The 14,190-nt window shown below is 69.4% G+C and carries 12 protein-coding genes; 5 read left to right on the plus strand and 7 right to left on the minus strand.

Annotation, left to right across the window (positions count from 1 at the left end):
- Nucleotides 1-137: 137 nt before the first annotated feature.
- Nucleotides 138-695: a DUF6082 family protein gene (locus tag F3T56_RS35475; protein WP_149829464.1), complete on the plus strand. Its 558-nt coding sequence runs from the start codon at nt 138-140 to the stop codon at nt 693-695.
- 61 nt (nt 696-756) lie between these two features.
- On the opposite strand, the gene F3T56_RS35480 is transcribed toward F3T56_RS35475, so the two are convergent.
- Nucleotides 757-996, minus strand: coding sequence for a hypothetical protein (locus tag F3T56_RS35480; protein WP_149829465.1), 240 nt, complete (start codon nt 994-996; stop codon nt 757-759).
- 306 nt (nt 997-1,302) lie between these two features.
- Between F3T56_RS35480 and F3T56_RS35485 the strand changes: the two genes are divergently transcribed.
- The 3 genes from F3T56_RS35485 (at nt 1,303) to F3T56_RS35495 (ending at nt 4,729) form a co-directional block, all read left to right on the plus strand.
- Nucleotides 1,303-2,241: a ferredoxin family protein gene (locus F3T56_RS35485; protein ID WP_149829466.1), complete on the plus strand. Its 939-nt coding sequence runs from the start codon at nt 1,303-1,305 to the stop codon at nt 2,239-2,241.
- 113 nt (nt 2,242-2,354) lie between these two features.
- A complete protein-coding gene (locus F3T56_RS35490; protein WP_246204227.1) occupies nt 2,355-4,052 on the plus strand; it encodes an ATP-binding protein in 1,698 nt (565 codons plus the stop codon).
- Nucleotides 4,049-4,729, plus strand: a complete 681-nt coding sequence (locus tag F3T56_RS35495; RefSeq protein WP_149829467.1) for a response regulator — start codon at nt 4,049-4,051, stop codon at nt 4,727-4,729. Before F3T56_RS35490 ends, F3T56_RS35495 begins: the two co-directional genes overlap by 4 nt.
- Nucleotides 4,730-4,761: 32 nt before the next feature.
- Here the strand turns inward: F3T56_RS35495 and F3T56_RS35500 are convergent, their stop codons facing one another.
- The 3 genes from F3T56_RS35500 to F3T56_RS35515 form a co-directional block, all read right to left on the minus strand.
- Complete coding sequence (locus tag F3T56_RS35500) at nt 4,762-6,354, minus strand: solute symporter family protein (RefSeq protein WP_149829468.1); 1,593 nt, start codon at nt 6,352-6,354, stop codon at nt 4,762-4,764.
- The gene (locus F3T56_RS35505; RefSeq protein WP_172639293.1) at nt 6,351-6,887 is read right to left on the minus strand and encodes a DUF485 domain-containing protein; all 537 of its coding nucleotides are present in this window, start codon (nt 6,885-6,887) and stop codon (nt 6,351-6,353) included. Before F3T56_RS35505 ends, F3T56_RS35500 begins: the two co-directional genes overlap by 4 nt.
- 287 nt (nt 6,888-7,174) lie before the next feature.
- A complete protein-coding gene (locus tag F3T56_RS35515; protein ID WP_149829471.1) occupies nt 7,175-9,298 on the minus strand; it encodes a DNA gyrase/topoisomerase IV subunit B in 2,124 nt (707 codons plus the stop codon).
- 467 nt (nt 9,299-9,765) lie between these two features.
- Here F3T56_RS35515 and F3T56_RS35520 point away from each other — a divergent pair, with 467 nt between their 5' ends.
- Entirely contained in the window at nt 9,766-9,996 is a 231-nt protein-coding gene (locus tag F3T56_RS35520) for a DUF7455 domain-containing protein (RefSeq protein ID WP_013000244.1), read from the plus strand.
- 132 nt (nt 9,997-10,128) lie between these two features.
- Here F3T56_RS35520 and F3T56_RS35525 read toward each other — a convergent pair whose 3' ends face one another.
- The 3 genes from F3T56_RS35525 to F3T56_RS35535 all read right to left on the minus strand — a co-directional run bounded on the left by F3T56_RS35525 (nt 10,129) and on the right by F3T56_RS35535 (nt 14,148).
- The gene (locus F3T56_RS35525) at nt 10,129-10,944 is read right to left on the minus strand and encodes a S1 family peptidase (RefSeq protein WP_149829472.1); all 816 of its coding nucleotides are present in this window, start codon (nt 10,942-10,944) and stop codon (nt 10,129-10,131) included.
- 145 nt (nt 10,945-11,089) lie between these two features.
- Entirely contained in the window at nt 11,090-12,634 is a 1,545-nt protein-coding gene (locus F3T56_RS48545; protein WP_149829473.1) for an RNA polymerase sigma factor, read from the minus strand.
- Between the two features lie 626 nt (nt 12,635-13,260).
- Complete coding sequence (locus F3T56_RS35535) at nt 13,261-14,148, minus strand: FadR/GntR family transcriptional regulator (RefSeq protein WP_172639294.1); 888 nt, start codon at nt 14,146-14,148, stop codon at nt 13,261-13,263.
- Nucleotides 14,149-14,190: the final 42 nt, after the last annotated feature.

Raw genomic sequence — 14,190 nt, forward strand, 5'->3', positions numbered from 1 at the left:
CCTCCTCTCCGCCTCCCCGCCGATCAGAGCCGCTCGGCGACACTGGGAGGCGGCACGCGCCGCCCACCGCTCGCCGGTCCCCACCCTGTCGACCCACACCCGACGACCGGCGGATGGACGCCTGATCGGGGGTTGACATGGCCACAAGGTACTCGGGGCTTCGAGGGCTGACCTCGGCCGCCGCAGCCTGTCTCGGCCTGGCCGCACGGGTTATCGCCACCAAAGCGGCACAGCGACAGTCGCTCGAAACGCTGGACGCCCGCCTGCGGCATCTGGAACAGCAGGCACGTATCCAGCAGCGGTCGAACCTGGCCAGGCAACAACGCCAGCACTGGGAGCTGTTGAGCAAGGCGATCGACGACCCCGAACTCGCCGAAGTGCTGGACATCTTCGAGCGGCCCCTCACACCCGAGAGGCGACGCCAGTACCTCTTCGCCAACGCGCTGTACACGAACCTGCTCTGCTACTACCGCATCGGCAACATGGGCAGGGACGAATTCTTCAAGCATGTGCGAGGCATCTTCCAGAACCCGATCGTCAGGGAGTACTGGTACGCGACCCAGAAACAGCGCGCGAGCCTGACAGGTACCGAGGAGGCGGAGCTCGGCCAACTGGTCGACGACCTGCTTCTGCAACTCGACGAAGCGGACACCGATGAGTGGTGGGTGGTCGGGGAACCCCCCACCGAGCCCTGACAGTTGGGGCGGCCCGGAGCGGCACTGACCGCACCGGGCCGGCTTCCTCACGACGGCGCGATCAGGCGTCCGGGATATCCGCCTTCGCTCTGACCAGAGTCTCCCGGGTGATCACGACGATTCGTTCGTAATCGGCGCGCGCGGCGTCGGCGGGAAGTTGGGCATCCAGAGAATCGGTCGCATCGGTACCGATGACGGCGAAATTCCCGTCAGTCAATTCGAAAATATCGGGACATGTCCCGCCACCGGCACTTCCTCGGTAGCGCGGAGCGACACCAAGACGGCGGACAATCTCACTCAATGTTGATTTCCCTCTGCTCACAAGGCGCACGCTGCCACTCGGTGCGCAGGCGCATCCTCGCAGAGGCCGACCCTGTGCGACGGGTGCCTCGCGAGGTTGGCGAAGCACACGGCATCCGCCCCGCTCACCACTCATCGAGTGCGCCGTTCACCGCTTCGGCGCCACCCCTTGCAGTGGGTCGATACCGCGCGAGGACGCGTTCGCGGAGTGAGACGTGTGTCTCGACCGCACCCCTACGGGCCTCGTCGACACCCGTTCGGCAGGGCCGGAAGTCGCTCGCGCGGAACTCAGGTTAGGCTCACCTCTGTGAGTACGTGCACATCCGCGTCCCGGCGCCTCGACGAGCCCCTCGCGGGGACCGCCGCCACGGCGAGGACCTGGCTGCTGCTGGAGCAGCCGGGCCCGTGGGGCGCCAAGGCGCTCACGTCGAGCCACCTGGACCCCGTGCTGGGCCGCGCCCTCGAAGCCGCGGCGGAGGGCACCGGCGTACGCGTCGCGCTCATCCGGCGCCCCGGCCGTCACGCGGACTGCCGCGAGGTCCATGAGCGCCAGGTGTACGTGGCCCACACCGAACCCGGGAACGCATGGCTGCACAGCGCCACGACAACCGACCCCGAGCAGCTACTCAATCTTGACTTCACCGCGCTCGGCAGGGGCGACCACCGCGCCTTCGGGGATGTTCTGCGGGGGCGGCCCCACACCGGCGGCCCCCTCGCGCTCGTCTGCACCAACGGCAAGCGCGACCGCTGCTGCGCCCTCCTCGGCCGGCCACTCGCCGCCGAACTGGCCGCGTCCGGGGTGGAGGGCACCTGGGAGGTCACCCATCTGGGCGGTCACCGCTTCTCGCCCACCCTGCTCGTCCTGCCCTTCGGATACGTGTACGGCCGCGCCGAGGCCCATCACGTCAAGGAGGTCCTCCAGGGCGTACGGGAAGGGCGTGTCGTCACCGAGGGGTGCCGTGGGAGCTCCGCCTGGGAGCGGCCCGGGCAGGTGGCCGAACTGGCGGTGCGCACGGTGACGGGCGAAGAGGCGACTGACGCGCTCACCGTCCTCGGCACTACAGGAGCCGCACCCCGCTGGGAGGTCACCGTCGCTCACGCCGACGGCCGTCGGTGGAGCGTCGCCGTGGCTCAGGGCGCCGCTCAGCCGCCCCGCCCCGAAAGCTGCGGCTCCCCGCTCGGCTTCCCGTCCCGGATGGATGTGACGGCCGTCCGAGAGCTGTCTCCGGCGGTACTCGCGGTCTGACCCGACAAGGCGTCCCTCACCACCCCCGCTGTCACCGTGCAAACACTTTGCGCCTGAGATCCGCGCCACATCCCACTACGACCGCCCCTGCCCGTCCACGTACCGTCATGGGTATGAGCCGCACTCCCCCCGCACGCCGCCTGCGTCTCGGTATGCCGCGGCGGGTGTTCTCGCAGGTCCTGCTGATGCAGGTGGCGATCGCCGCCGGTGTCGCCGTCCTCGCGACCGGGCTGTTCCTCGCGCCGCTCAGCGATCAGCTGGACGACCAGGCGATGCGCCGCGCCCTCGCGATAGCGCAGACCACGGCGGCCCAGCCGCAGCTCGCCGAGGATCTCGTATCGACGAAGCCGTCCGTGAACGGTCCCGTGCAGGTCGAGGCCGAACGGATCCGCGAGGCCAGCGGGGCCGAGTACGTCGTCGTGATGGACACCCGCGGGGTGCGCTGGTCGCACACCGACCCGACGGAGATCGGCGGGCTCGTGTCGACCGACCCGCAGCGCGCCCTGTCCGGTCAGGAGGTCATGGAGATCGACTCGGGCACCCTGGGACGCTCCGCGCGGGGCAAGGTGCCGCTGCGGGACACCGACGGGAAGATCGTCGGCGCCGTCTCGGTCGGCATCGAGTACGACAGCGTGCGCGCCCGTCTGATCCATGCGATCCCGGGGCTCCTCGCGTACGCGGGCGGGGCCATGGCCGTCGGGGCGCTGGCCGCGTATCTGATCTCCCGCCGGGTCCACCGCCAGACCCGTGACCTGGCCTTCTCCGATATCGCGAGCCTGCTCGCGGAGCGCGAGGCGATGCTGCACGGCATCCGGGAGGGCGTGGTCGCGCTGGACCGCGCGGGCCGCGTGCGCCTCCTCAACGATGAGGCGCAGCGGCTGCTCGGCATCGGCGAGGAGGTCGTCGGCCGGTCGCTCGACGACGCGCTCGGCCCCGGCCGCACGACCGATGTGCTGGCCGGCCGGATCACGGGCACCGATCTGCTGACGGTCCGCGGCCGGCGCGTCCTGGTCACCAACCGCATGCCGACCGACGACGGGGGCGCCGTCGCCACCCTGCGCGACCACACCGAACTGGAACAGCTCGGGCGTGAACTCGACTCCACACGCGGCCTGATAGACGCCCTGCGCGCCCAGGACCACGAGCATGCCAACCGCATGCACACACTGCTCGGCCTGCTCGAGCTGGAGATGTACGACGAGGCCGTGGACTTCGTCGGTGAGGTGGTCGGGGACCACCGGGCGACCGCCGAGCAGGTCACCGAGAAGATCCACGATCCGCTGCTCGCCGCTGTCCTGGTCGGCAAGGCGACCGTCGCGGCCGAGCGCGGCGTGGCCCTGTCGCTCTCGGGCGGGACCTTGCTGCCGGACCGGCTGATCGACCCCCGTGGGCTGGTCACCATCGTCGGCAACCTCGTCGACAACGCGCTCGACGCCGTCGCGGGCACCCCCCACGCGCGCGTGGAGGTCGAACTGCGCGCCGAGGGACGTACAGCGATCCTCCGCGTACGCGACACCGGCCCCGGAGTCCCGCCCGACAAACGGGAGTTGATCTTCACGGACGGCTGGTCGACGAAGACGCCGCCGGCCCACCGCGAGCGCGGCATCGGGCTCTCCCTGGTGCGCCGCCTCGCCGAGCGGCAGGGCGGCAGGGCCCGGGTCGCGGACGCGGAGGGCGGCGGGGCGGAGTTCACCGTCGTACTGCCGGAGGCGCTGGCCGAGCCGGGGCTGGTGACGCAATCGACCGCGTCGACGCTTACGTCTACGGCGCCCGAAGCCGTTGGCACCGCCGTCGAGAAGGAGTCGCGATGATCGAGGTCCTGATCGTGGACGACGACGCCCGGGTCGCCCGGGTGAACGCCGCCTATGTGACGAAGGTCACCGGCTTCCGTGTCGCGGGCGTGGCGCACAACGCGGCCGAGGCACTGGACCAGCTGGAGAAGCTGAGCCACGTGGACCTGGTTCTCCTGGACCACTATCTCCCGGACGGGACCGGCCTCATGGTCGTCCAGGAGATGCGCCGTCGCGGCCACCAGACCGACGTGATCATGGTGACGGCGGCCCGCGACGTGTCGACCGTCCAGGCGGCGATGCGCCAGGGCGCGCTCCAGTACCTGGTCAAACCGTTCGCGTTCGCCGGGCTGCGGGCGAAGTTGGAGGCGTACGCGGAGCTGCGCCGCACGCTGGACGGCGGCGGCGAGGCCGAACAGGCCGAGGTGGACCGGATCTTCGGCGCGCTCTCGGCAGGCGGCGAGCCGGATCTACCCAAGGGCCACTCCCCCACGACCACCGAGGTCGTACGCCGCGCCCTGATGACCGCGGAGGGCCCGCTCTCGGCCCAGGAGATCGCCGATCGGACCGGTCTGAGCCGCCAGACCGCCCAGCGCTATCTGAAGCTCCTGGAACGCACCGGACGGGCCAGACTGACCCTCAAGTACGGGGACGCGGGCCGCCCGGAGCACCGCTACGAGTGGGCGACCCGCCCCTGACCCGCCCCTCTGAGGAGCTCTCCCTCCGTCCGTCAGACCGCCCCGGCGCCCGTCAGCGACCGCACCTCGGTCTCCGCGTGCTTCGCCTCGTCCGGCGGCTCGGCCGAGGTGACCGTGCCGAGCCAGCCCGCGAGGAACCCCAGAGGGATCGAGACGAGGCCCGGGTTCTGCAACGGGAAGTACTGGAAGTCGACGCCGGGGAACAGCGAATCGGGGCTCCCGGACACGACCGGTGACAGCAGCACGAGCACCACAGACGGAATCAGCCCGCCGTACACGGACCACACCGCGCCCCGTGTGGTGAAGCGCCGCCAGAACAGCGAGTACAGCAGCACGGGCAGATTGGCGGACGCGGCGACCGCGAAGGCCAGCCCCACGAGGAAAGCCACGTTCAGGTCCCGGGCGAGCAGGCCCAGCGCGATCGCGACGGTGCCGATCCCGACCGCGGCGGCCCGCGCGACGGCCACCTCGCTGCGCGGCCCGGAGCGCCGGCGCCGTAGGGAGGCGTACAGGTCGTGGGCGACGGACGCCGACGAGGCGAGGGTGATCCCGGCGACCACCGCGAGGATCGTGGCGAAGGCGATGGCGGCGACGATCGCGAACAGAACCGTTCCGCCGGTGGAGGCCGCGCCACCGCCCAGATCAAGGGCCAGCAGCGGAACCGCCGTGTTCCCGGCCGCGTTCGACCCCCGCACGGCCTCCGGGCCGACGATCGCGGCCGCGCCGAAGCCCAGCACGATCGTCATCAGGTAGAAGCCGCCGATGAGCCAGATCGACCACACCACCGAGCGGCGCGCGGCCCGCGCGGTCGGCACCGTGTAGAAGCGCGACAGGATGTGCGGCAGCCCGGCCGTGCCCAGCACCAGGGCGAGCCCGAGGCTGATGAAGTCGAAGCGCGCGATCCAGTCCCCGCCGTACTTCAGCCCGGGCGCGAGGAAGTCGTCCCCGTGCCCACTGCGCTCCGCGGCCGTGCGCAGCAACTGGTCGAAGTCCCCGTGGAACCGCACCAGTACGAGCACGGTCAGCGCGATCGCCCCGCCCATCAGCAGGACCGCCTTCACGATCTGAATCCAGGTGGTGGCCCGCATCCCTCCCAACGACACATAGACGACCATGAGCGCGCCGACCCCGATGACCGTCCAGGCCTGCGCCGCCTCGCCTTCACCTCCCAGCAGCAGCGCGACGAGAGCGCCCGCTCCCACCATCTGCGCCACCAGATACAGAACGGACACGGTCACCGAGGAGGTTCCCGCCGCGATCCGCACCGGCCGCTCTCTCATCCGTGCCGCGACCACGTCGGCGAGCGTGAACCGGCCGCAGTTGCGCACCAGTTCGGCCACCAGGAAGAGCACCACGAGCCAGGCCACCAGGAAGCCCACCGAGTACAGCAACCCGTCGTACCCGAAGAGCGCGATGAGCCCGGAGATACCCAGGAAGGACGCGGCGGACATGTAGTCGCCCGCGATGGCAAAACCATTCTCCATCGGCGAGAAAAGCCGCCCACCGGCGTAGAACTCCTCCGCCGAGCCGCGCCGATTCCGGCTGACCCACGTCGTGATCGCCAACGTGACCGCGACGAACGAGCTGAACAGCAACAACGCCAGCGTCTGATGGTTGTCGGTCACCGCTCGCCCCCCACAAGCTCGCGCGTCAACTCCTGGGTGTCCCAGCGCAGATCGAGCGCCGCCCGGTCCCGTCGCAGCCTCGCGTGCCGCACGTACGCCCAGGTGAACAGGAACGTCGTGAGGAACTGCCCGAGCCCCGCCAGCATCGCCACGTTCACCGCGCCCACCACCGGCCGCGCCATCAGCCCCGGCGCGGTGGTGGCCGTCACCACGTACCCCACGTACCAGCTGAAGAAGACGGCGACGCCCGGAATCACGAACCTGCGATATCGACGACGCACCTCCTGAAAGGCCGCGCTGCGCTGCACTTCCACATAGACGTCGGCCGCGCCCCGCCCCTCTTCCCGAGCTGCCGACCCGACCGGAGCCACCCCGCCCGTACCGTCCAACTCCCCCCATCCGGAGGCCAAGGCGTCGTACCAAGGATCGTCGAACCGAACATCCACAGGGGCAGCATCGTGCCCATCGTGGTGCCCTACCGCGCTTTCAGAGCCACCCCCGCGTAGGCGGGCCCGGCCGGTGCTTGACTGCATGCCCAAGCATGGACAGACCGGGAAGATTCCCGACCCTTCCCTTCACAATTCTTCACCCCATCAGATGAAGAACCGAACTCCCTGGTTTCGGCGTGCAACCACAACGGCGGGCCGGCCGCGTACAAACGGAAGGGGGCGTGCCGGGGGTGTCCGCCCGCAGCGGTTGGCGCGTCAACCGGTCGAACTTCTCCGGCCAACCGATTCCGCGCCGTTCCGAGGACGGACACCCCCGGCACGCCCCCGACCCAAAACGAACCGTAGGCGCCCCGGCCCAGCCAGCGCAGCGGCTACGCGTCGATGCGAGACCGGTCCAGCGTCGCCGCAGAGCTCGAGATGAACTCCTTCCGCGGCGCCACATCGTTCCCCATCAGCAGGTCGAACACCTGCTCAGCGGCCTCGAGGTCCGACAGGTTGATCCGCCGCAGCGTCCGGTGCCGCGGATCCATGGTCGTCTCCGCCAGCTGATCCGCGTCCATCTCGCCGAGACCCTTGTAGCGCTGGATGGAGTCCTTGTAGCGGACACCCTTGCTCTCGAATTCGAGCAGCTTGTCCCGCAGTTCCCGGTCCGAGTATGTGTATACGTACTTGTCCTGCCCCCGCTTCGGCTGGACCAGCTCGATCCTGTGCAGCGGCGGCACCGCGGCGAAGACCCGCCCCGCCTCGACCATCGGCCGCATGTACCGCTGGAAGAGCGTCAGCAGCAGACAGCGGATGTGCGAGCCGTCCACATCGGCGTCGGTCATCATGATGATCTTGCCGTACCGAGCGGCGTCGATGTCGAACGTACGCCCGGACCCGGCCCCTATTACCTGGATGATCGCGCCGCACTCGGCGTTCTTGAGCATGTCCGTCACGGACGACTTCTGGACGTTGAGGATCTTGCCCCGGATCGGCAGCAGCGCCTGGAATTCGGAGTTCCGCGCGAGCTTGGCCGTGCCGAGCGCGGAGTCGCCCTCGACGATGAACAGCTCGCTGCGCTCCACGTCGTCGCTGCGGCAGTCGGCGAGCTTGGCGGGCAGCGTCGACGACTCCAGTGCGGTCTTCCGCCGCTGCGCGTCCTTGTGCTGACGTGCGGCGATACGCGTACGGGCGGCCGCGACGGCCTTCTCCATGACGACCCGGGCCTGGGCCGCGGCGTCCCGCTTGGTGGAGGTCAGGAACGCCTTGAGCTCCTTGGAGATCACCTGTGCCACGATGCGGCGGGCCGCCGAGGTACCGAGGACTTCCTTGGTCTGGCCCTCGAACTGCGGCTCGGCGAGGCGCACGGTGACGACAGCGGTGAGCCCTTCCAGGGCGTCGTCCTTGACGATGTCGTCCTCGGCGACGCGCAGCAGCTTCTTCGCCCGCAGCACCTCGTTCATGGTGCTGGCCACGGCCTGCTCGAAGCCGGCGACGTGTGTGCCGCCCTTAGGGGTGGCGATGATGTTCACGAACGACTTCAAGGTCGTGTCGTAGCCGGTGCCCCAGCGCATGGCGACATCGACGCCGAGCTCACGGGTGACCTGGGTGGGGGTCATCTGGCCGTGCTCGTCCAGGACGGGAACCGTCTCCTTGAAGGTGCCCTCGCCGGTGAAGCGGAGGATGTCGCAGACGGCCTTGTCCCTGGCCAGGTATTCGCAGAACTCGCTGATGCCGCCGTCGAAGCGGAACGACTCCTCACCCTTGCTGCCGCCCTCGCCGAGCCCGAACTCGTCCCGGACGACGATCGTCAGGCCGGGCACCAGGAACGCCGTCTGCCGGGCCCGCTGGTGCAGGTGTTCCAGTGAGAGCTTGGCGTCCTTGAGGAAGATCTGGCGGTCGGCCCAGTAGCGCACGCGCGTGCCGGTGCGTGTCTTGGGGATCCTCTTGGCCTTGCGCAGACCACCCGTCGCCTCGAACTTGGCGTCCGGGCCGTTCGCCGCGAAGGCGCCGGGCACACCGCGCCGGAAGCTGATGGCGTGCGTGTGGCCGCTGCGGTCGACCTCGACGTCGAGGCGGGCCGAGAGCGCGTTCACCACGGAGGCGCCCACGCCGTGCAGACCGCCGGAGGCCGCGTACGAGCCGCCGCCGAACTTGCCGCCGGCGTGCAGCTTGGTCATGACGACCTCGACGCCGGAGAGGCCGGTCTTGGGCTCCACGTCGACGGGGATGCCACGACCGTTGTCCCGCACCTCCACGGAGGCGTCGTCGTGGAGGATCACCTCGATGTGGTCGCAGTAGCCCCCGAGGGCCTCGTCCACGGAGTTGTCGATGATCTCCCAGAGGCAGTGCATCAGGCCTCGACTGTCGGTCGAGCCAATGTACATTCCGGGGCGCTTCCGCACGGCCTCGAGCCCCTCGAGGACGAGCAGGTGCCGCGCGGTGTAGTTGGAACCGTCCCGGTCTGCTCCGGTCAGCAGCGCTGTGGACGGCACGGACGTTTCGGCGGTCACGCGGTTCGCTCCTCGCTGAATTTCAGGTGGGACCCATTTGGGTAAGGGGCCGGGCTCTGTTGCCGGTCCGAGGGTACCGAGGCCTGGTAGAGCCGTTGTAACGCAACCCTCGTCCGAAACTCAGAGTAGTCCAGGCTCGCATGAGTGTTCGATCCCTCGATGGGGTGAAGTACATATCACGTTCCCTTCGAGGCATGAACCATTTAGGCTCCGGGCACGTCCTCATGAACAACCGGCAACCCAGCCGGGAGGACGGTACAACCGCAAGAACAACCACCAGAACCACCGACAGACAGCGCGAACCCGTACGACACGAAGACACGCACTACGGCTCATTCGCCGCCAACCGGCAGCAGACAGCCGGCCCGGAAAGATTTTTTCGAGTTAAAGCCGCGAGCGGGAACGTTTTCGGCCTGGTTGGATGTTGACCCTGGTACGACAGCTCGTCGAGCTAGAGAAGAGGCGACGTGACTACTGTTCTGACCCCCGCGACCCCGCTGACGGCCGCTGACCGATGCGACCGCTGCGGCGCCCAGGCCTATCTGCGCGTCGTCCTGCTGAGCGGTGGAGAGCTGCTGTTCTGCGCCCACCACGGCCGCAAGTTCGAGCCGGAGCTCAAGAAGATCGCCGCGGAGATACAGGACGAGACGGAGCGGCTCACGGCCGCTCCCGCCACCGCAGAAGAGGACGAGCGCTGACGCTTCGCACCTGACGACGAGCCGACACCGGCTCCAGGCCGGTGACCGGGCGGCCACTCCCGTACCCACGGGGTGGCCGCCCGCTCTCGTCCTGCACACGGCGCAAGGCCGTACCGGCCCTTCGGCGCCGCCTCAGCTGCCCGCTGTCAGGGCTTGAGTGACGTACGAGACCCTGGTGTAGACACCGGGGCTCCCGGCCAGCCCACAGCCGACGCCCCAGGACACGATCCCGATCAGCTTCCCCTGGGCGACCAGCGGCCCTCCGCTGTCCCCCTGGCAGGCGTCCCGGCCGCCGTGCAGTTCTCCCGCACACAGCATGGGGTCGGCCATGTACGTGCCTTCCGCGCCGCCGGGATAGGCCTGCTCACAGAGAGAGTCGGACAGCACGCGTACGGGCGCGGCCCGCAGGCTTTTCGCATAGTCCCCGGCCCCCGTGGTGTCGCCCCAGCCGTAGACCGCGGCCCCTGTACCGCGCTCGTACGCCGGGTCACCGGCCCCGGCCAACGGGATGACGAAGCTCTCGGGCAGCGGCTGGGCGAGGGTGAGCAGGGCGAAGTCCCCGGCGTTCGTATAGGCGTTGTACTCCGGGTTGACCCAGGTTCCGCGCACCGGGATCTCGCTGCCCTGGTTCGACTGCAGCTCGGATCGGTCGGCGATGACCTTCAGGTCGGGAATCTGTTCCGGAGGCGCCCCCAGGACGTCCTCGGTGAGGCAGTGGGCGGCCGTCAGGACCGTCGAGGGACCCACCACGGCGCCGCCGCAGAACTGCCCGGCGCGCGTACCCCCGAACCGGTCACGGCTGGACAGCGCCACCGTCCAGGGCGCCTGGGAGATCTCCACGGGATAACCGCCGATGACGACGTCCGCCGTCGCGGTCGGGGGTGACGCCAGCGGTATAACGGCCGTAGTGGCCGCGAAGGCCAGCAGTCGGGCGATCGATCGGCGCATGCGCGCTCCTCACTCCTAGATATGGATGGCACACCCAGAGTGATTCACGAAACGGGCGCCCGCATGCCGCACACACGCCGAAGGCCCGGCTCCTTCGAGGGAACCGGGCCTTGCGAAGTCGACCGCGCGGGCCGGGCCTGGGCGACTAGTCGAGGTAGTCGCGCAGGACCTGCGAGCGGGACGGGTGGCGCAGCTTCGACATCGTCTTCGACTCGATCTGACGAATGCGCTCACGCGTGACGCCATACACCTTGCCGATCTCGTCGAGGGTCTTCGGCTGACCGTCGGTGAGACCGAAACGCATGGAGACGACGCCCGCCTCGCGCTCGGAGAGCGTGTCGAGGACGGAGTGCAGCTGCTCCTGCAGAAGCGTGAAGCTGACCGCGTCGGCCGGGACGACAGCCTCGGAGTCCTCGATGAGGTCACCGAACTCGCTGTCGCCGTCCTCGCCCAGCGGGGTGTGCAGGGAGATGGGCTCGCGACCGTACTTCTGGACCTCGATGACCTTCTCCGGGGTCATGTCGAGCTCCTTGGCCAGCTCCTCCGGGGTGGGCTCGCGGCCCAGGTCCTGGAGCATCTGGCGCTGGACGCGCGCGAGCTTGTTGATGACCTCGACCATGTGCACCGGGATACGGATGGTGCGGGCCTGGTCGGCCATCGCGCGGGTGATCGCCTGACGGATCCACCAGGTGGCGTACGTGGAGAACTTGTAGCCCTTGGTGTAGTCGAACTTCTCGACCGCGCGGATCAGACCGAGGTTGCCCTCCTGGATCAGGTCCAGGAAGAGCATGCCGCGGCCGGTGTAGCGCTTGGCCAGGGAGACCACCAGACGGAGGTTGGCCTCCAGGAGGTGGTTCTTGGCGCGGCGGCCGTCCTCGGCGATGATCTCCAGCTCGCGCTTGAGCTTGGGGGCGAGCTTGTCGGCGTTGGACAGCTTGTCCTCGGCGAACAGACCGGCCTCGATGCGCTTGGCGAGCTCGACCTCCTGCTCGGCGTTGAGCAGCGGGACCTTGCCGATCTGCTTGAGGTAGTCCTTGACGGGGTCGGCGGTGGCACCGGCGGCGGCGACCTGCTGGGCGGGCGCGTCGTCCTCGTCCTCGTCGGAGAGCACGAAACCGGCGCTCTCGGTGCCCTCGGGCTCCTCACCGGGCTTGCCGCCGGGGGTCTCCTCCAGGACCTCCTCGTCGACCAGCTCGACGTCGTCCTTCTTGGCGGTGGTCTTCTTGGCCGCCGTCTTTTTCGCGGCGACGGTCTTCTTGGCGGCGACCGCCTTCTTGGCAGTCGCCTTCTTGGCTGCGACCTTCTTGGCGGGCGCGGCGTCCTCGGCGGAGGCGTCGGCCGTGGGCACCGCGGGGGCGGTGGCGGTGGTGGCCTTCTTGGTGGTCACCGTCTTCGCCGCGACCGTCTTGGTGGCGGTGCGCTTGGCCGGACTCTTCGCTGCGACGCTCTTTCGGGTGCGCTTGGGCTCCGCGGCACTGACCATCAGCGTCACACCCTCTTCCTCGAGGATCTGGTTGAGGCTGCGCAGTACGTTCTTCCACTGAGTGGCCGGGATCTGGTCAGCTTCGAAGGCCCGACGCACATCGTCGCCGGCGATCTGCCCCTCAGCCTTTCCCCGCTCAATGAGCGCCATGACAGAGACGGACTCGGCGATCTCCGGCGGGAGCGTACGGGATGTGCTGGCCGACACGAACAACCTCTCGGAACGTTGGAAAACGGCTTCCGGCCCCGTCCACTGCGGACAGGAGCCGACCACCGGCTTGGGGATGGGCCGACGGTGCGGGCGGGGGCCGGGAAGATGCACAGCGCCGTGAACGGCGTCCGTATTCCCTCCGCGGCTGTCACCTCTTAGGTCATCGCGCTGCTCCCACGAGCGTTACGCCCAATCTGCGTGGCCCGAGTCACACCCCGTAAGCACTCAAAAGCGGTCAGACAATGCCATAGGTAGTCGTTCAAGGCCACGACCGGTACTTGTTTGACGGGTACCCGAGCGATTCCCGAACGAACTCCCCAATGCGGCTCACCGGCAATGCGACTCATCGGCCTCGTCGAGGTTCGCCGACCCCCTCGGGCTCACCGTCTGCGTCGGGGATCACCGACCCCCATCAGGTTCACTGCCCCCGGTGAGATTGGCCGCGGGCCGGCCGCCCCACCGATCCGCGCCCGCCCGATCCGCGCCACCCCGTCACGCCGCCGGACCCCGCCGAATCCCGGAAGGATCCGATGGGGTCCGGCAGCACACGGTTCGCCGGTCGAGCGGTGCCACCGCAGGACTGACGCCCCCGCCGTGCCGCCCTTGTCGCGCTGCCGGTGCCCTCAGTGCTCGCGCGGCGCGGGCACCACCCGCTCCACCTCGGGGTGGACGGTGAGCAGTTGACGCATGGCCGCCTCGGCCGCCCCTCCGTCGCCCGCGGCGAGGGCATCGACGATCCGGGCGTGGTGCGCCAGGGTCGACTCACCCGGCCGGTCACAGCCGGTGGCCGGACCGCCGGAGACCTGCAGGGCCGCGGAGACGATCCCGGAGAGGTGCTCCAGCATGCGATTGCCCGCGACCTGGATGAGCAGCGAGTGGAACTCGGCGTCCGCCCGCGCGAAGGTCACCGAGTCGCCCTGGGCCATGGCGTGCCCCATGAGCTCGACCATGTCGACGAGGCGCTGCTGGACGTCGTCGCGGCCGTGTCCGGCGGCGAGGCGGGCGGCGAGCGGCTCGATCGTCCAGCGCAGTTCGCTGAGCTCGCGCCGCTGGTCGTCGCGCTGCGGCCCGAAGGCCCGCCACTCGATGATGTCCGGGTCGAGCAGGTTCCAGTCGCTGACCGGTCGTACACGCGTCCCGACGTTCGGCCGGGCACTGACCAGTCCCTTGGCCTCCAGGACACGCAGGGACTCGCGGACGACGGTGCGGGAGACCTCGAAGCGCTGGCCGATCTCCTCCGGGACGAGCGGGCGATCGGCGCCCAGATCGCCGGAGACGATCATCTGGCCCAGCTGCTGGACGAGTTGGCCGTGCAGTCCGCGGCCACGGCTCCCGGCGGCGCGTCGGCCCACGCGCCCCAGTTCGGGGTCCGCGTTGTCCCAGGCGGGGGCGCCGACGCGGTCCATGCCCGGGGGTTCGGCGTACGGGTAGCGGTCGAGTTCGCCCGGTCCTGCGAGGCCGGAGTCGGCGGAGCGGGCGGCGGTCATCATGGTGTGCGCAAGGGTACTCACGCATCCTTTGTCGGCTGCGTTCTCAACTCCCTTGAGGTCTTT

Origin of the sequence: Streptomyces tailanensis, from assembly GCF_008386495.1 — a bacterium.
GTDB classification, from domain to species: Bacteria; Actinomycetota; Actinomycetes; order Streptomycetales; family Streptomycetaceae; genus Streptomyces; species Streptomyces tailanensis.